The sequence below is a fragment of the Bacteroidota bacterium genome (assembly GCA_018692315.1).
Lineage (GTDB): Bacteria > Bacteroidota > Bacteroidia > Bacteroidales > JABHKC01 > JABHKC01.
Map to the genome: position 1 here is coordinate 1 of JABHKC010000242.1, position 19,691 is coordinate 19,691.

The 19,691-nt window shown below is 32.7% G+C and carries 13 protein-coding genes; 4 read left to right on the forward strand and 9 right to left on the reverse strand.

Annotation, left to right across the window (positions count from 1 at the left end):
- Positions 1 to 244, forward strand: a 244-nt coding sequence (locus HN894_17720; GenBank protein ID MBT7145164.1) for a hypothetical protein, incomplete at its 5' end; no start/stop codon positions are given.
- A 159-nt stretch (positions 245 to 403) separates the two neighbouring features.
- Here the strand turns inward: HN894_17720 and HN894_17725 are convergent.
- Positions 404 to 6,490 carry a hypothetical protein gene (locus HN894_17725; GenBank protein MBT7145165.1) on the reverse strand — a complete coding sequence of 2,029 codons (6,087 nt, stop codon included), beginning with the start codon at positions 6,488 to 6,490 and terminating at the stop codon, positions 404 to 406.
- Positions 6,491 to 6,831: 341 nt separating this feature from the next.
- On the opposite strand from HN894_17725, the gene fusA reads away from it, so the two are divergent.
- Positions 6,832 to 8,892 (forward strand): elongation factor G, encoded by a 2,061-nt coding sequence (gene fusA, locus HN894_17730; GenBank protein MBT7145166.1) that lies wholly within the window; start codon positions 6,832 to 6,834, stop codon positions 8,890 to 8,892.
- Between the two features lie 248 nt (positions 8,893 to 9,140).
- Here the strand turns inward: fusA and HN894_17735 are convergent, their stop codons facing one another.
- From HN894_17735 to pdhA, 8 genes are all read right to left on the reverse strand, one after another.
- Positions 9,141 to 9,620 (reverse strand): hypothetical protein, encoded by a 480-nt coding sequence (locus HN894_17735; protein ID MBT7145167.1) that lies wholly within the window; start codon positions 9,618 to 9,620, stop codon positions 9,141 to 9,143.
- 80 nt (positions 9,621 to 9,700) lie between these two features.
- On the reverse strand, positions 9,701 to 11,005 hold the full coding sequence (der, locus tag HN894_17740) for a ribosome biogenesis GTPase Der (protein MBT7145168.1): 1,305 nt from the start codon (positions 11,003 to 11,005) through the stop codon (positions 9,701 to 9,703).
- A 285-nt stretch (positions 11,006 to 11,290) separates the two neighbouring features.
- Entirely contained in the window at positions 11,291 to 11,911 is a 621-nt protein-coding gene (locus tag HN894_17745; GenBank protein ID MBT7145169.1) for a hypothetical protein, read from the reverse strand.
- Between the two features lie 63 nt (positions 11,912 to 11,974).
- Positions 11,975 to 12,127 carry a hypothetical protein gene (locus tag HN894_17750; protein ID MBT7145170.1) on the reverse strand — a complete coding sequence of 51 codons (153 nt, stop codon included), beginning with the start codon at positions 12,125 to 12,127 and terminating at the stop codon, positions 11,975 to 11,977.
- A gap of 104 nt (positions 12,128 to 12,231) precedes the next feature.
- Positions 12,232 to 13,587 carry a dihydrolipoyl dehydrogenase gene (gene lpdA, locus HN894_17755; protein ID MBT7145171.1) on the reverse strand — a complete coding sequence of 452 codons (1,356 nt, stop codon included), beginning with the start codon at positions 13,585 to 13,587 and terminating at the stop codon, positions 12,232 to 12,234.
- Between the two features lie 14 nt (positions 13,588 to 13,601).
- Positions 13,602 to 14,888 carry a 2-oxo acid dehydrogenase subunit E2 gene (locus HN894_17760; GenBank protein MBT7145172.1) on the reverse strand — a complete coding sequence of 429 codons (1,287 nt, stop codon included), beginning with the start codon at positions 14,886 to 14,888 and terminating at the stop codon, positions 13,602 to 13,604.
- Between the two features lie 3 nt (positions 14,889 to 14,891).
- Positions 14,892 to 15,869, reverse strand: a complete 978-nt coding sequence (locus HN894_17765) for an alpha-ketoacid dehydrogenase subunit beta (protein ID MBT7145173.1) — start codon at positions 15,867 to 15,869, stop codon at positions 14,892 to 14,894.
- Positions 15,866 to 16,954 carry a pyruvate dehydrogenase (acetyl-transferring) E1 component subunit alpha gene (gene pdhA / locus HN894_17770; protein ID MBT7145174.1) on the reverse strand — a complete coding sequence of 363 codons (1,089 nt, stop codon included), beginning with the start codon at positions 16,952 to 16,954 and terminating at the stop codon, positions 15,866 to 15,868. The genes HN894_17765 and pdhA overlap by 4 nt, the downstream gene beginning before the upstream one ends.
- Positions 16,955 to 17,290: 336 nt before the next feature.
- Here pdhA and HN894_17775 point away from each other — a divergent pair, with 336 nt between their 5' ends.
- Entirely contained in the window at positions 17,291 to 18,295 is a 1,005-nt protein-coding gene (locus HN894_17775; protein MBT7145175.1) for a T9SS type A sorting domain-containing protein, read from the forward strand.
- Positions 18,296 to 18,795: 500 nt separating this feature from the next.
- Positions 18,796 to 19,518 (forward strand): hypothetical protein, encoded by a 723-nt coding sequence (locus HN894_17780; protein MBT7145176.1) that lies wholly within the window; start codon positions 18,796 to 18,798, stop codon positions 19,516 to 19,518.
- The last annotated feature ends 173 nt before the right edge of the window (positions 19,519 to 19,691 follow it).

Consider the following 19,691-nt stretch of genomic DNA (forward strand, 5'->3'; position numbering starts at 1 on the left):
TCCATTTAAGCAAATTACGGAGATTTATTACGAGCTTCCCGAGGCAGGAATGGTAAGCCTAACGGTTTTCAACAATCTTGGCGAGCAAATTTCAGTGCTTGTTGAAACTGAACAAAAAGGCGGAAGTTATACAGTAAAATTCGATGCAAGCGGACTTTCTGCCGGTGCATACTTCTATACAATAAAAGTTATAGGAGAAAATTCTAACTATTTAGAAACCAAATGTATGAGTTTGGTGAAATAGTATATTTGTTACTTCAAACTAAAGCCCCATTGTTTTTTACTTTGGGGCTTTTTTGGTAATAAGTTCTAAAGTATTAAACGTTCATATTTTTTTTTATTATGCCTTTACCCGTGCCGCCACTCCAAGTGGTAAATTGCATAAACGACCAAATATTTAAATTCATTCTCCCGAAACCTTTATTCTAATCCCTTCACTAAACGAAGAAAACTCCGGAGCATACATAGATTGTATTTTTGTTATTCCATTTGAGAAAACTCCACTTTGGCTTACTCGCAAAGGATATTCAAAAACAAATGTGCCTTTTGGCAGATACGAAATAAAAAAGTTAGTTGCAGCATCTTTTGTGCTTTCATAATATCCTAAACCGCCCTGATATTTATAAGCAGAAATTATGTTTATAGGTTCAAAACCGGATGCCCGCATATCTTTCATATGAACATATTCCATAGCTCTGTCAACTCGCAATTCAATTCTTACAATTATTTTATCGCCTACAAAAAGTTTGCTAGAATCATTAATTAAAAACAGCTTTTTGCCGCTATCTGTCTGTTTTTCAATAAATAAATCCTTCTTTAGCTTTAAAGCAGTTTCGTGCTTAGTAATTTTATCAATATCTTCAAAATACTGCCAATACAAACTCCCCCAGGCTATTCCGTTATTTTGCTTATTTACAGTAACTTTTCCCATATCAGGACTGATTTCGTTTGCCGACCATGATTTTTTGAAATATCCGGTACCTGCTTCCAAATTCAAATCATCATTTTCCTGAGGATTTATTTTTTGCGAACCTACAGAAATTTCTACTTGATTGCTATTTCCGAGCAAATCGTTTCCTTTGAGTAGAAGTGCATAAATGGCATCGGTAGTGGCTTTGCTGGTTTTCCAATTCTGAGTTTGTTTTTGCTTGAGCAGCCAAATTTTCAGTTCTTCAACAGTTTCCTGATTTTCCGATAGCTCGTCGAAAAGTTCAATCATCAATGCCTGCGTTTCTATTGGAGCTTCGTACCAAAACATTCCGCCCGAATTTTCTTTCCAATACATTCCTAATTCATTGGAATGAAGCGAATGTTCCTCTATGGATTTTAAAATCTCAAATGGAGTTATTTCATTCCCAAACTTATGCAATGCCAAAGCAATCATAGCTTGCAAATACTTCGAGTTTTTTAGCCAATGCTTTTCAGCTTGTTTCAAAAAATAATTGAAAGCAAGAGAATGTTCATTGCTAATTTCGATTTCTTTAAAAAAGCTTCTTGCATACAGATAATGAATATGAATTCGACTTGGATTAAAATCTTTATTCTTCCTTTTTATTAAAAGTTTATAATCTTTTTTCATTTGTTGGTCGAGGTAAGAAAGTGCTTTTTTTAGCATTTGTTCAATTCGGGTATTTTTCTCAATAGCCCCAAGTTTGTAGAGATGCCCAAAACCTGCCACAATATGCTGCGTTATAAATCTGTTATCGTGCATTCCCTTAAACCAAGGCCAGGCTCCACTTGAGTTTTGCATATTTTCTAACTGTAGCAACATTGACTCAAGTTCGTTTGCAAGATTGTTTAAATCGAAGAGAAGAGCAATTCGTTGCTTACTTTCGCTTTCGTTTTTTGCATCTAAAAGCCAGGGAGTTTCTTCTATCAGGATTTGTTTTAGCTCCTGATTTTTTTCAAGTTTTGAAAGCAATGCATCGGAGTTTTCGGTGTTTTTCCAACTATCGAAAACTGCTTTTATTTTGGGCGAAGAGTTTGCAATATGTGCTGCCAGACTGTTTGCATAAAATTTGCTGAAAGTTTGCTCTGCACAATCGTAAGGAAAATCGACGAGATAGGGGAGAGCCTGAACTGCGTACCAGGCCGGATTTGCAGTAAATTCAAGACTTAGTTTATGGTTTTTTAAGCTTGGAGATTTTCCGGAATTTTGCAATTTTTTCAACTCAAATGTTTTTGTCTCGTTTCCACGAATTGGGAGCGGGAGCGATTCAGTAACTAAAATGCGATTTGACAAAACCGGAATTGTATGTTCTTCGGCATCGGAAAAATTTTCAGACTTAGCGATAATTTTACAAGAAAGTGCCGAAATTCCTTCTGGAATTTCTAATTTCCAGGAAACGCTTGAGTTTTGTCCTGTAACTATTTTAAAGTTTTGAATTTCAGTAGTTGAGTCCAAAATCAAATTTTCTATAACTTGAAAATCTATAGGATTAGAAAATTCAATTTTTGCAAGTCCTTCAATATCTTTTTCCGATAGATTACTAATTTTACTGACAAGTACAATTGTATCGCCTTCTCTGAAAAATCGAGGAATATTTGGCGTAACCATCAAAGGTTTTTGAGTAATAAGTTCCTTTTCGATGAAACCGTATTTTAAATCTTTGCTGTGGGCAAATCCCAGCATTTTCCATTTTGTGAGTGATTCGGGGATAGTAAATTTTATATTCAAATTTCCATCCTTGTCGCTCTGTAAGTGTGGATAGAAAAATGCTGTTTCACTAAAGTTTGACCTATTTTGAATTGATGGATCATCAAAATATTTTTTCTTTTCTTCCTGTTTGTTAGCCAATAATTCTATGTCGTTCTCTATGATAGTTACTTGTTTTTGTTTAGCTACAATACCGTTAGCAAAAGTTGCATCACTTTTATCCATATCCAATCTTTCAATTGCAAAATAAACTGGTTCGGTATCTCCTTCCCGCATTTCAGTCAAACTATAATCATTAAATCCAAACCAATTCAAATAGTCGTAAGTTTCAAATGGAACTTCTTTATATTTAATTGAAATTCGTGAAGCATCATCAGAATAGTTACTTCTAAAACATGTCGCACTCCTAGTTGTTGCGTTATAACATTTTTTGTAGATATTCAAACCCCAAACATTTTTCTTAAAACTATCTAATGATTTATCGTAAAGACAAGCAAGCATTTCTGCCGATTCTGTTTCTCCATCTTTATTTTTAATTGTAATTTTCCATTCTTCCTGACTTCCAGGCAAAATTTTGTCTCGAAAAGTTTCAAATTCTATATCAAGTTTTTTGTTAGAATATGGCACATCTATTTTTTCCTCAAATGTGTAATGTCTATTGTTGCGTACCAATGTGAAATGGATAAAAACATTTCCACGATAGTTCTTCAAAATTGGAATTTCAAACAATTTCTGCTCATTTTCTAATTTTATCCATTCGAAGTGTAAAACGGTATTTTCTTGCCTAGTCTCTAACAAAATGCTGGCATTTTTTAATGCACTTCCAATAGCAATTTTTGCTGTTTCTCCAACTTCATATTTATTTGAAATGGTAGAACACCACAGGCTCGCAACCACAGGGCAAGTTTTTTCTTTTTCAGAAAATAAGGTGAAATATTGTTTTTTGAAAACATCGTTTCCAAAAGTATCTTTTGAGCTTAATTCTACAAGATATCTGCCCGTTTTCCAATCAGAAATATTTTCAAGATTTATAGATTTATTGTTTTTTGTATCGAAATTAATTTCCAATTTTTTGATAGATTTCTTGAGGTTTTCTATTTCAGTTTCATTTTTGTATTCATTTCCAGCAAAAAGATTTTCCCATTCATTTTTGCTGTAAATATATTTATCGGGCTTTGTCCAATGTCTTTTTCGTAAAACTTCCAGCGGTTCTTCAAGTTTGAAAATTGCAATTTTTCCTTTTGCAGGAACAAAATTGCCATTCAGATTTTTTGTTTGAACTGAAAAACTATTCTCAAATTCTTGTTTAATATTTTCCTTACAAAGTTTTTTAGGAATTTCTAGCCCGAGCCTGAGCGTTTGATAACCTATATTTATGCTATTTTCAGTACTCTGAGTTTCGCCATTAGAATCGGTAACATCAATAAAAATTCTAAATGAAAAAACGTTTTCCGGGTTCTTTGGAAATAAGAGGTCATGTTTTGCAATAAAACTAAATTCAAACTTTCCGTTTTCATCTGTCTCAATTTCACCAAAAGCAATTTCAGTTTCAGAAGTATTATGCCACCAATTTTGCCTGTTAGGACTTTTAAATATTTTATAAACCACTTGAGTTTCACTCAAATTTGCTCCCGAATATGAAATTGCTGAACCTCTGACTTTTACAGAATCGTTAAGAAAATAACTTTCGACGAAAGGCAAAATTGAGACTGCAAATTTTGGTCGTTTATATTCTTCAACCTGAATTTGCTTTGATCCATATTTATTTTTTAACCTGAAAGTGCCGTTAAGTCTGCCTTTTGGAATAATAAAACTTCCGCTGAATGTACCGAACTCATTTGATTTTAATTCTAATTCTGAGATTTTCTGATAGTTGGCATCGAAAAATTCGACTGTCGTTTTTATATGAGGAAAAATTTCATGTTGATTTTTGTAAGATTTCAGTATAATTCCTTTGAAATGAACAGTTTGTCCCGGTCTGTATATTGCCCTATCGGTGAAAAAGAAAGTTGATTTTCCGGGTTTGTTATGATCTTTTCGTGGAAAATATTGACGATAATTTCTGTCAGAAATTAATGTGTCATTTTTATTTGTGAATTCAATATAGTAGCTTCTTGTATCGTTGAAGTTTTCATCATTTGGAATTTCCAAAAAACCTTTTTTATCCGATAATATTTTTGGCCCTATAATATATTGATATTTCCGGGCTTTTCTATCATACTTTTTGTAAAATACTTGTGCTTTAGCATTTTTTATGCCAGCCCCGGTTTTTCGGTCTAAAACATAAAAGGAATTTGTTCCATCGTCTGATTGATTTTGGATAAAACTGAGATTAGTAACAACAAAAGTCCTGTAAGCCACAATATTGTTTTTCTCTTTGAATTGCGGATTATTCGACATTATTACAACATATGAACCGAGCGGCAAACCATCAATCAAAAGTTCACAACTATGTTTTTGAAAGTCAGAATCGTTAGGAAGCTCGAATTCGTAGTTTTTAATCTCAGTAGAGTTTTCCTTGATTCTTGCAAAATACTCATCGTATCTATGTTCCTTATTAATTTGATGCAATTTTTTGGAGCTGATGGCTGCAATTCTTACATAAACTTTCGAAATGTTACGATAATTTATTTTTGTCAGGATTTTATCTTCCGGGATTATGTTTTCTTCAATTTCGAAGGATAGAAATTTTTGTTTAATTTCGAGGAGCAAATTCTCAGCTCTCGTTGCTGAATTGGTTTTTGGGAATTTTTCAACAATGTTTTTACAAATATCAAAGGCTTTTTGATTGCTGTTTTTGAAAATATGAGTTTCGAAAATTTCCGGATTATATTGGTATGCCCGAGATCGATAAAACTGAGCTATAGCAAAAGAAGCCTGAGCAGAAAGCGGATTTGTTGCATACTTTTTCTCAAGCCTATTCAGAAAACTGAGATATAAACTGTCTTTCTGTTCATTCACGGAATTTTGGCGAACAAACTCGATTCTTTTGCATTCTATGTCTATTATTGCATCATCAGAACCTGCTTGAACTTTATATTTCAGCAGCTTACGAAAATTTTCGATTGCAAAAAAATGAAACGATAAACTATCTTTTGTTGAGATTTTTGCTTTTATAAAATCCTCTGTATCAGAAAAATAAAATTTTTCTTTCAGCTGAAAATTATTGATAGGAATTGTGAGTTTCGATTGCGAATTTGAAAAAAAATCGATTGTACGATGAGCCAGAAAATCGTACAATGTTGGTCGTAGAACTTGAGACTTTGTGCCTTTTAAAATTATTTCATCGTATAAATTCACGGAAATTTTATTCAAACTATCGGCATTTTGCAGCGAATTTTGAAAATGAAAAATCGCCTTTTCAGTGAGTTTTTTCAAATCCCAGGTTTCCATATCCTCCGAATCATATCCGACAGTTTCAGTACGATTCAGAATTTTCCAGCGGTTTTTCTGAAAATAGTCCCAGTAAGTTTCGGCAATTATCGAATTGAGGATTGCAGAATTTGGAAATTCAGATTTTTTCAATTCGTTTTCTAACTTGCTGATTATTAAAACGTAAGATTTTTCTTCAAGCTTGTTTGTAAATTTGCAATAGTGCAAAAGTGTTTTTATTAGCTGGGGATAATTGTTTTCATCTTTTGCTTTTTCATAGATTTCATCAACTATTTTTAATGCTGATTTTGGCAATCCTTTTTTATCAAAACTATCTACTTTTTTCCAGTGCTGCGAGTATTTGTGATATTCATCGAATGATTTCTGTCCTCTTTGCGAATAGCTAGAAAACATAAACATTAGTAATGCAATTGTTATCAAAAGAAACTTTTTAATTTTCATAATCTATATTTTCAAGTCTAAATTCTATCAAATTAAGCAAATTTTTGCTTGAATAGGAAATCTATATTCTTCTTCTTTGATTTTTTAATAGTGAAAAGCTATAAAAAGAATCTCAAATGCTTTTGAAATTTGATGAAAAAAATACAATTTTTGTTAACATAAATTAGTTTTAGTATATTTTTAGCAAAAATAATTGTGTATTTGCAATAAGTTATAAAATTGATTATCAGAGGATAAATTAAGATTTCAAAATGAAAATCGAACATAATGATTTTTTAACAATTTCTTAAGATAGATTAAAAAACTTGTATTAATTTTGCAGCTTTTTTTCAATTTAGGATATGTCATTAAAAGATTTACGAAACATAGGTATTGCCGCTCATATTGATGCAGGAAAAACAACAGTAACAGAACGAATTTTATTCCTAACAGGAGTAAATAGAAAAATGGGGGAGGTTCATGACGGACAAGCTACCATGGATTTTATGAAGCAAGAGCAGGAACGAGGTATTACAATTGCCTCTGCAGCAATATCTTGTGCTTGGAAAGAAGCCCAAATCAATCTTATTGACACTCCGGGGCACGTCGATTTTACTATTGAAGTAGAACGATCGCTGCGAGTAATTGATGGAATGGTTGCTGTATTTTGTGCAGTTGGTGGAGTCGAGCCACAATCGGAAACTGTTTGGAATCAGGCAGATAATTATAAAGTTCCAAGAATTGGATTCGTCAACAAAATGGATAGGACGGGGGCATCGTTTTTTGAAGTTGTTGGTCAAATGAATAAATATCTTGATGCCAATGCGATACCTTTTCAAATTCCGATTGGTGATGAAGAAGATTTTAAAGGAGTAATCGATGTTATTGAAAAAAAGGCATATGAATTTCAAGATTACGAAAGAGTTGAAATTGACATTCCTGAAACACATATCGAAAAATTGAATGAAGCCCGAGAAAAGTTAATCGAAAAACTTGCTGATTTTAATGAAGATATTTTAGAATTATTTCTTGAAGAAAAAGAAATTCCAATTGAATTACTAAAAACCGCTGCAAGAGAAGGATGCCTAAAACTCCTTATCACGCCGGTATTTTGCGGTGCTGCATATAAAAATAAAGGAGTTCAATTACTTTTAGATGCAGTTATTGATTATTTGCCTTCGCCAATTGATATTGGTGCCGTTTTTGGTTCAGATATAGATGATGAGGAAAAGTCAATTAAACGCTTGCCCTCTAAAAAAGAACCATTTTCTGCTTTAGCTTTTAAAATTGTAAATGATCCATATGTAGGCCAACAAACTTTCATCAGGATCTATTCCGGTTCAATTAAAAGCGGCACTCCGGTTGAGAATACTATAAGAGGAAAATCGGAAAGAATTGGTAGAATTTTAAGAATTCATGCAAAAGATAGAGAAGAAGTAACTGTAGCCGGAGCTGGCGATATTGTTGCTTTGATTGGCATGAAAATAACCAAAACCGGGGATACTCTTTGCGATGTTGACAATAAATTATATTTAGAGACTATAAAAGTTCCACCTTCGGTAATTGAAATGAAAATTGCTGCAGAATCGAGAAAAGAACAAGGAAAACTTGGCGAAGCACTTGCAAAACTATCGAATGAAGACCCTTCGTTTAATGCTCGCTACGATGAGGAGACAAATGAAACAATTGTTGCCGGTATGGGAGAACTTCATCTCGAAATTATTATTGATAGAATAAAAAGCGAATTTAATGTTGATGTTGAGATAGGCGAACCTTCTGTAACATACCGTGAAACCATTACTCAGGAAACACAAATTCTACATAAATACTCGAAGCAGAGTGGTGGTAAAGGTCAGTTTGCTCAAACATTAATGAGAATAGAACCAAACGTAAATCAAGGTTACGAGTTTGTTGATCATATTAAAAGTGGTCGTATTCCGGCCGAATATATTCCATCTGTTGATAAAGGTGTGAAAAAAACTATGGCAAAGGGAATTTTAGCAGGTTTTCCTATAATTGATGTTAAGGCTGTGCTACTTGACGGAAATTTCCACCCTGTCGATTCGTCAGATATGGCATTTCAAACATGTGGTTCAATTTGTTTTAAAAATGGTTTTATGAAAGCTAATCCTATTTTGCTTGAGCCAATAATGAAAATTGAAATTAATACACCGGACGATTTTATTGGTGGAATAGTTGGAAATATCAATAAAAAGCGTGGTAAAATTCTTTCGATGAGAAGATATCGAAAAGGTTCTCAAAAACTTTATGGAACGGTACCATTGATGGAAATGTTCGGATACGCAACACAATTACGAAATCTTTCAAGCGGTAGAGCAAACTTCTCTATGGAATTTGACAAATACGAACCTGTGAATAAAGCTATTCAGGAGGAGATTGTTGAAAGTCGAAATAAGAAGTAATATTCAGGTTAGAATTTGAAAAATAAAATATCCCGCAGATTTCGTTAATTATTGTCATATTTCTGCGTAAATCTGCGAAATCTGCGGGAAATGCAATTCTGTTTACTTAGTCCAAAGATTTTGTAGCTTATCGCTGATTTTTATGCTATTTGAGAATTTATCGGAAGTGGGAGAAAATGTAATAATTTTGGATTAAATAAATTTCATCCTTCAACTTTAATAACTTTACTTCCTTGATATTCTTGAATCTATTGAGTAAAAGTCAATTCAGGACTAATTTCAATATTACTTTGATTTTTTGCACGGTCAACCACATAAAATTCATATTTGATAGTGTCTAAAATATATTCCGATTGCAAATATTCAAATTTCACTATTATGTCGGCAAGAATTGTTTTATTTTGTCCCGATGGTTGTTCAATATGTGGGATTTTAAAAAAGATTGAATCGGGGTTTGGATATTCTAAATATTCTCCATCGATTTTGTAAAACATTTTATAGAAAAAATTTGAAACAGAATCGGAACCAATATCCCCGTCTCCATCAATTAGGGAGAATTTCAAATCCACTGTTTTTATATAGTTTTGAAAAAAAGAACTATCAATTTTTAATTCGGCATTTTTAAAAGCAATTTGCGGAGTTTCTGAATAGGATTTTATTTCCTTGCAAGAATAAATTATTGCTATCATGAAAAAACCTACTGATATTTTAATTATAATTCTCTTCACTATATAAAATTTTAACCAATGATAAGAATATTCTTTGGAAATGTTACTTTATTTTAATTCAAAATTCAAATATAAAATGTTTACTTTTTTCTAAAAAATATCTGAATTGGTACGCCCGAAAAATTAAACTTCTCTCTTAGTCTGTTTTCCATATATCTCCTGTAAGGATCTTTAACATACTGTGGCAAATTGCAGAAGAAGGCGAAAGAAGGAGCTAAAGTTGGCAATTGGGTTGCAAATTTTATTCTTATATATTTTCCTTTGACAGAAGGTGGTGGATATTTTTCAACAGCTTCTATCATAAATTCGTTTAAAACTGAAGTTTTGATTCTTTGCCTACGATTGTTATTTACTTCAATTGCGAGTTCAAGGATTTTATTTATTCTTTGTTTTGTTTTGGCTGATGCAAAAACTATTGGCACATCGTTGAAAGGAGCCAATTTTTCTTTAATAATTTCAATACTTTTTTTTGTGGAATTTGTTTCTTTTTCAATAATATCCCATTTGTTTACGACTACAACTACTCCTTTTCTATTTTTTTGAATCAAATGGAAAATATTTACATCCTGAGCTTCAATACCCCTTGTAGCATCAATCATTAGTAGGCAAATATCAGCATGTTCAATTGCTCTGACAGCTCGCATTACAGAATAAAATTCAAGATCTTCGGTAACTTTTCCTTTTTTCCGAACACCGGCAGTATCAATTAAATAAAAGTCGTAGCCAAATTTCTGATAGCGAGTATGAATAGAATCGCGAGTTGTTCCGGCAATTGGTGTAACTATATTTTGTTCTTTGCCGATAAGTGAATTAAGTAGCGAAGATTTCCCAACATTTGGACGGCCCACAATGGCAAATTTTGGTAAGTCCGGGACATCAAGTTCTTTGGTTTTTTCGAAAGAATTCACCAAATCGTCTAAAAGTTCGCCGGTTCCACTACCATTTATTGAAGATATTGGATATAACTTTTCATATCCTAAGCCATAAAATTCATGAGAATCGAAAAGCCGCTCAGTATTATCACATTTATTTACTACAAGGAATATTTTTTTTTCCGATTTTTGCAAAATTCTGGCAACTGCTTCATCAAAATCGGTAATGCCACTCAAAACATCTACAACAAATAGAATTATATCTGCTTCTTCCATGGCGAGAAAAACCTGTTTGCGAATTTCTTTTTCGAAAATATCGTCGGGATTCGACAAATATCCGCCGGTGTCGATTACTGAAAAATCTATTCCGTTCCAATCCGATTTTCCATAGATTCTATCTCTGGTAACTCCACTATATTCGTCAACAATTGCTTCTCTTGATTCTGTCAAACGATTATACAATGTAGATTTGCCCACATTTGGTCTGCCAACAATTGCTACGATATTTCCCATTTCATCTATTTTTTATAAAAATTAAAATGCAAAAATACCATTATTCTTTTTGATATTTTTTGAATTTTTTAAATTGTTGGAATATTCAGTTGCCTGATAATTTAATTTGCTTAATTTATTGCTTTCTGTTGCACACATTTTAATAAATCCAGCTACCAATTTGTTTGAACTAAATGAGAAATAGAAATTCAATTTATAGTCAAACAATAGTAATTCATTATTGAATTTTGGATTATAAAAAACTACTAAAAATATCTCAAGTATGTCTAAACTCCACAAAAATAGTTAACTAAGTGATTTTAATGAAAATAAATACGCATTCAATTTAGCACGAATTTCAGAAATACTAATGTCGTAACCCTCTGCTTTTATTGAACTTACAAAATCGCAATGTTTTCTGCCTTTCCTGTAGTCAGGTTCTCTTTTTGGGTGTTTAATATACTTTTGAATAATTTCCGTTTTTTCTGAAACATTAAGTACTGCATGATAGAAAAGCATGTCCTTTTTTCGATATATTGAGGACCCTAAGATTTTTTTCTCGCCAATAGAAATATCTGAAATTCCTTTCATAGAAACATCTTTAATTCCAAGATTTTCTAAAGATTGAATTATTCTATCGTTTATCAGCCTAAAATAATCATGTGAATTATCATTAATTTTAAGTTTTACCGAAAATACTAATGTGTTTGGAGTTAAAATCACAGTTTCGCCCCCGGAAGGGCGCTTATAAACTGCGATTTTATTCTTAATAATTTCTTCGGTATTGACAGATTTTTCTACACTGTTTGACCTTCCGAGAACAATATAATTCTCTTTTGGTTGCCAAATATGAAAATCAAAATCCTTTTCAGAATTTATAATTGAAAAATCCTGAAGATCGTATTTTTTTACATTTGTGGTATTCATTTTAGAATTTTGCTTTATTCTAATTAGTGAATTGTTTGAGTTGAGATATTACTTACTTGCCAATTATACATAAGGGCTAAGTTGCACTGAAAGTGCAGTATAATTCAGCCCAAGGCAGCGCCTTGGGTCATAAACAACGGAATTGTCGTCCTGAAAGGACAGCCTAAAAATATCCATTATGATGTTGATAAGTTGCCCTTTCAGGGCGGTTTTCATTGGAATTCTTTTACCCAAGGCGGTGCCTTGGCTGAATTTAATTAGGCTTTCAGCCTATGCCTCTACAAACCCACAATATTCGCCACAAATTGAAAAGGAAAGCCTCACTTATGAATAGCCTGATCTATAGCTTCGAAGCCTACTTCCATAAATATTTCAGAAATTGTAGGATGAGCATGAACAGTTTTTGCAACATCATAAATTGTTGATTCCAACTGCATAAATGCCGATGCCTCAGCAATCAGGTCGGTAGCATTGGCAGCCACAATCTGTACACCTAAAACTTCACCATACTTTTTCTCCGACAAAATTCTAATAAATCCTTCGTTATTGCCTTCTGCCAAGGCTTTTCCGTTTGCCGACAATGGGAATTCACTAATTTTATAATCAACATTAGATTTTATTAGATCGTCTTCGGTTTGGCCAATTTGAGAAAGCTCAGGTACTGTGTACATATTTAAAGGGTACTTTTTTATATCCAATTCTGATTTGACTCCCTTTATCAAATTTATTACATGCAGGCCTTGTGCCGAAGCAATATGAGCAAATTTGCTTTTTCCATTAACATCGCCAATAGCAAAAATCCCATCTATATTGGTTTTGCAATTTTTATCAACTTTGATAAACTCATTTTCAATTTCAAGTTTTACTTTCGATTCCGGAATCACAGCCTTTCTTTCCTGAGAGTTAATTATTATATCGCATTTCACTTTTTCATTATTAATTTCAAGAATGCCTTCTGAAAAATAATTCTCAACATTTTCGATAGGCGAATTGAAAATGATTTTCACTTTACTTTTAGTTAAATTAGTCTGAATATATTTCGATAAGTATTTATCGGCCAAAGGTAAAATAATGCCATTATCAGTAACGAGAGTAACATTTTTTCGAATTAATGAAAAAAACTGAGCCAATTCAATTGCTGTAGAATTACGACCATAAACAACTACATTTTCAGGAATTTCACTTTTAGTAAAAAGCTCTTTTACATTCAAAACCAAATCATTTTTTGTAGTCTCAATTTCAGGAATATACGAACCGCTTGAAATGATTATATTCTCTGTTTCTATATTTCTATTATTTACAGTAATTGAATTTTTTGAAACTATTTCGGCTTCGCCTTGAATTATTTCTACACCATTTTTTTTAAGAAGAAATTCTATTCCTTTAGTCAATCGTTTTACAATCTGATTGGCTCTTTTTGTTGCCTTCGCAAAATTAAAAGAGATGCTCTTTTTGTCAATTCCATCAACACCAAATTTTGCAGCATCTTTAATAATTTTATTATACAATTTTGCACTTTCAATTATTGATTTTGAAGGGATACAACCCCAATTGAGACACATTCCTCCTATTTCAGATTTTTCAACAATTGCAGTTTTTAGACCAAGCTGGCCTGCCCTGATTGCAGCTACATAGCCGGCAGGTCCCGAGCCTATAATTATAATATCATATTTCATAAGTCATATTTTTTTTAATCAAACAATAAAGTTACGGGTTCGGCCAAATAAGCCATAATTGAATTTAAGAATCTTGAAGTTTCGCCACCATCAGCAATTCTATGATCTACAGACAAAGACAGAGGTAAAATATGGCCAATGTCTAATTTGTCGTTTTTTACTATTGGCTGCTTGCTAATTCTACCTATTCCTAAAATGCCGGCTTGTGGATAATTAATTACAGGAACTCCAAATATTCCACCTATAGAACCATAACTGGTAACTGTGAAAGTTCCGTCTTTCATTTCATCCATCGAAAGTTTACCGTCTCTGGCTTTCTCCGACAATGCCTGAATTTCTTTTGCAATTTCAATAATGCTAAGCTTATCGGCATTTTTTACATGCGGAACAAGTAAGCCTTTTTCAGTATCTACAGCAATTCCAATATTATAATATTTCTTATAAATCATATTGGAATTTTCAATATCCATTTCCGAATTTAATGATTTGAATTTCTTTAATGATAAGGCAACAGCTTTAATGATAAATGCAAGATAAGTCAGTTTAACATTTTCGGGAGCGTATTTGTCTTTGTATTTTTTTCTGATTCTATCGAGTTCGCTAATTTCAACCTCCTCGAATACAGTCATATGAGCTGCATTATGTTTAGATTGAATCATGTTTTTTGCAATAGTTTTTCTGATTTGCGACATAGGTTCAACTTCAACAAATGGAGTTTCGTCTGAATGAGGGCTGCTTTTAGGCTCGGGGCGAGATTTCCTGTCGCTGGCATAAGTTAAAATATCATTTTTCATAACTCGTCCGGCCGGACCGGTGCCAATAACTTTTTTGATATCAATGCCCAAATCTTTTGCCATAGCTCTTGAAACGGGTGTTGCAAAAACTCTTTTCACAGATTTCTCTGATTTATCAGAACTGTTATCCATGCCTTCATTGCTTGAAGTTAGAACCGCTGCATTGCCCGCAATTTCTAAAGTTCCAACAACACCTGCTCCTTCTTCTTTCACAGCCTCCAAATCGGAGCCTTTTTCTACTTCAGCAACAGCATCTTCGCCCAAAACTCCTTCAATTTCAATTTCTACCAAAGCATCGCCAACATGAATTGTCTCACCTTCTTTTCCGTAAAGGCTGACCAATGTGCCGCTTTTTGGAGATGGAATTTCTGTTACAACTTTGTCTGTTTCCATAGTAACCAGCGAATCGCCGGATGCTATCTTCTGTCCCTTTTTTACAAGCCATTCTACAATGGTTCCTTCGTCTAAGCCTTCGCCAATATCCGGGAATTTAAATATATATCTCATATGTTAAAATTTTACAGTTTTTTCAATTTCATAAAATATTTTATCGGGAGAAACCATATAATGATGTTCGCCTTTTGGCAGCGGTACAATCGTATCGAAGCCGGTAACTCGTTTTGGAGGTGCCTCTAAACTCAAAAATGCGTCTTCAGTAACAATTTGCGTGATTTCTGAAGCTACTCCAAAACTTTTAGGACTTTCCGTAACTGTAATTATACGGCCGGTCTTTTTAACAGAATTTGCAATAGTATCTCTATCAATAGGATAGATGGATCGCAAGTCGATTAATTCGACAGAAATACCGGCAGCTTTAGCCATGACCATTGCTTTTTGTACTTCTCTCAACATAGCACCATAAGCAACTATAGTAATATCAGTCCCTCGTGAAACAATGCTTGCTTTTCCTAATGGAATAGAGAATTTTTCTTCAGGAACTTCTTGTTTTATGGCTCTGTATATTCTTTTTGGTTCCATGAAAATAACAGTATCATTACTTTCTATTGCCGAAACCAACAAGCCTTTGGCATCGTGAGGTGTTGAAGGGATAACCACTTTTAAACCCTGCACATGGCCAAACAAAGCTTCCATGCTTTCAGAATGATGTTCAAGGGCATTGATTCCTCCACCGTAGGGCATTCTGATTAGTATAGGTGTTTGGTAGCGTCCACGGCTTCTGTTTCTCATTCGTGCAGCATGAGACAAAATCTGATTGAATGCAGGAAATACAAATCCTGAGAATTGCATCTCGACAACCGGTCTTAGCCCTGCCACAGCCATTCCTACAGCTGTTCCAACAATTCCGGATTCGGCAAGCGGTGAATCAAAAACTCTTTCCTTCCCATATTTTTTTTGTAATCCTTCGGTAACTCTAAAAACACCACCTTCTACTCCTACATCCTGACCATAAACAATTATATTTTTATCTTCGTTAAGTTTTATATCTAATGCATTATTTATTGCATTCACCATATTCATTATTTTCATTTCTGTACCTCCTTCCATTTTAGAAATTTTTCGTGTTCAATTTTCTGCTTTTTTAAATCCTCGGGCATTTCACTATACATGAATTGAAAAACATCATCCAATGGATATGCCGGATAGTTTTCTGCCTCAACAAACTGACGGTCAACTTCTTTTTTAAAATCAACTATCAATTTTTCCTCTTCTTTTTCCGACCACAACTCTTTAGAAATGAGAAATGCTTTTAGTCTTTTCAATGGGTCTTTTTTGTCCCAGCTTTGCTCTTCTTCTTTAGTTCGGTATTTTGTTGGATCATCTGAAGTTGTATGAGCACCTTTTCGGTAAGTAACCGCCTCTATCAACACAGGTCCTAAACCTGATTTGATGTGATTTACAGCATTTTCAAAAGCTGCATACATTGCAAAATAATCGTTCCCATCAACTTTAATTCCCTCAATTCCATAAGCTACAGATTTTACAGCAATATTTTTTGAGGCTGTTTGCACAGAAAATGGGGTTGAAATTCCGTATTGATTGTTTTGCACAATAAAAATTACCGGCACATTCCAGCTACCTGCAAAATTCACAGCTTCATGAAAATCGCCTTCTGAAGTACCGCCATCTCCAACAAAAGTGTAAACAATCTGATCTTTTTTCTTGAGTTTCACTTCGTAGGCAATACCGGTGGCATGCAACAACTGAGAAGCAATTGGCACTGCCATTGGAAGGAAGTTATTTGCATTTTTAAACATTGAGCCATCCTCATATCCCATGAAATAGAGGAAAAGTTCTTTTAATGTAGCTCCTTTTGCAAGGTATGCACCCATTTCGCGAAATGCCGGTACCAACCAATCATTGTCTCTCATGATTGAGCCTGCAGCTCCTGAAATTGCTTCTTGTCCATAATTTGGAGGATAAGTATATATCCTGCCCTGTCGCTGATAGTTTACAATCTGCAAATCGGCAACCCGTGCAAAAAGCATGTCTTTATAGGCTTTTTGTAAATGTTCATCTGACAAAGCCGGCATCCATTTTTTGTTTTTCACAATACCATCATCATCAATTATGCTGAACAATTTGTCATCTATTGGTTTATATTCTTTAAACATATTATCTCTTAATTTTAATTAGACTAATTCTAAACAAAGATAATGCCGTATATTATACTATGCAAACAATTTCACAAATATTTATTAATTGACTGATAACATGTTTTTTACAGAATATTGATAATGTCATTTTGGCATTAAAAAAAGTTGCCAAATTACTATGTTGATGAAAAAGATTAATTAAATTTGTAATTTAGTAACGATTATTGGTTAAAATTATCGAAATGATAACAGAATACTTGAAAAAAAAAGATGGTTTTGCTTATATTTAACATAAATAACAGTTGTTAAAACGAATAAAATCATCAAATTAATAACAAATTAATATTTAGAATAATGAAACAAAAAATCTTTGCAATTTCATGCGTTTTGACCATGGTATTTGGCTCTTTATTTAGTCAAAATGACACACTATATGCCATTTATGAATTTAATTCACCGACAGTAAATCCATGGGGATTAACTTGGGATGGCACAGATCTCTGGATAAGTGATAATATTTCCGGTTGGATTTATAAATCGAGTACAAATGGACAAACTCTTGATTCAATAGAAATTGAGAATGCTCAGATTACCGGTATTACATTTGTTGATGATACTTTATGGGCGTTGAATACAAAAATTATTGCAGACACTTTAATTAATAATTCAACATATTCTGTTTTTTCGTTGTATAAAATAGATAAATCAAACGGTCAAAAAATTGATTCAATAAGTATAATTGGTTCTGCAACTAATCTGCAATCTGGAGATTTGTGGGGATTGACTTATTACAATAGTAAATTCTATATTACATATAATGGAGGTTGGGGTCCTTGCTTATTAGAAATTGATGCAGTAAACTATGCAAGTACAGATTTATGTTGTACTCATTTGGCAGGTATGACAATTGCAAATGATTCAATTTGGGCAATTAGGCATGGAGGAAATATAATAACTACAACAAATGGAACAGAAGAGTATTGGAAATATGAAATTTTATTCAGTGCGACAGATATTACATATGATGGAAATAATTTTTGGGTGGTTGATATTGCATCGAATAAGACTAAGAAAATGGAAGGATTGGCACTTTTTGAAAATGATAATGTAAAAACACAAGTAAATATTCAGCTATTTTATAATCCAACTCAAGATTTTATAATAATTGAAAATGATGAGCAATTAAAAATCAAATCAGCAACTATTTTTAGCTTAGATGGTAAATTAATAAAGGAAATATGTATTGATAATAATAAAAGCAGTCAAAAAATAAATCTTTCTAAGGTAGCCAAAGGAGTTTATATTATTAAATTAAACGTTGAAAATAAGGAAGTTAATAAATTAATTATAAAGAATTAAAAACAATAATAAAAAGAAGGATGAGCGGTTTGTTTCCGAAAACTTATAGAACAGTAAGTAGTTGGTGTTGTAATTCTACAAAAACTTCTCAGATATTCTAAAATTGAAAGACAGCAGTTTATGTACATATTTCATAAAAAAGATAGTAGGAACAAATGAAAATGGTTTTTGATAAGATGATTTGGTTTTAATGAAATGATTATATTTGGAAAATGAAATTGAAAAAAATAGTATAGATGATTTTACGACATTTTTACAGAATATGCTGGCTTGGGAATAATTCAACAAAGAAATATATAAAAACATTAAAAAATGAGCAGAGAATAGATAAATTTAAGCTTTAGTAGAAAATAGTAGTATAAAAAAAATACTAATTACTAATTATTATGAAACAAGAAAGAGTTAAAAATTAATCGCAGTATATTTTGCTTAGGTGATGTTTTTTGATTTTTTATTTTGTATTATTGTCGAGAATTTTTAAATCATTAAAACAAGGTTTTATGAGATTATTATTTGTAATTATAATTGGAATTGCCCTTTTATCGTCCTGTAACAGTAGTGGAAATAAACAATCTACATATTCTTCTAATCAAGTTAAAGTTTTAGAAGTATTACAAACCAGTTCATACACCTACATGTTTGTAAATGAAAATGACAAGAATTTTTGGATGGCAGTTATGAAAATAGATGCAAAGGTTGGAGACGAGCTTTACTACGACGAAGCTATGGAAATGAAAGATTTCAAGAGCAAAGAATTAGACCGCGTTTTCAGCAGCATTTTATTCGTGCAAAAGATCAGTAATGAGCCAATTAGCTCTTCGATGTCAGCAGTGCATGGCCAATCATCTCAAAGCTTTTCAAAACAGGACTCATCAAGTCACAGCGGAGCAAATGCAAGTAAACTAAATGAAGATATCCAGGTAGATCCTGCATCTGATGGTATTTCAATAGCAGAGCTATTTATAAACCGCAAGGATTACGCTAATAAAAAAGTGGTGGTACGTGGACAAGTTGTCAAAGTCAACAATTCCATTATGGATCAAAATTGGGTACACCTTCAAGATGGCACAAACGATTCGGGTAACTTTGACCTGACTGTAACCACTCAGGAATTTGTGAGTGTTGGGGATATTGTAACTTTAGAAGGGACAGTTATACTTGATAAAGATTTTGGTGCAGGCTATACTTATAAGCTGATTATTGAAGGTGCCATTCTGAAATAGTCTTTACAAAACTTAAATTCTTTAGGGAACATCTAACCTGATTAATTCATAAACTTTTTTTTCATAAACGTTTCTACAATTTTCATGCTCAAATATATTAACATTGATGAGTTTTAGTTAATTTTTTTATTCAATTTTAAATTTTACCGAATTTTATTTTGAATGATTCTAAA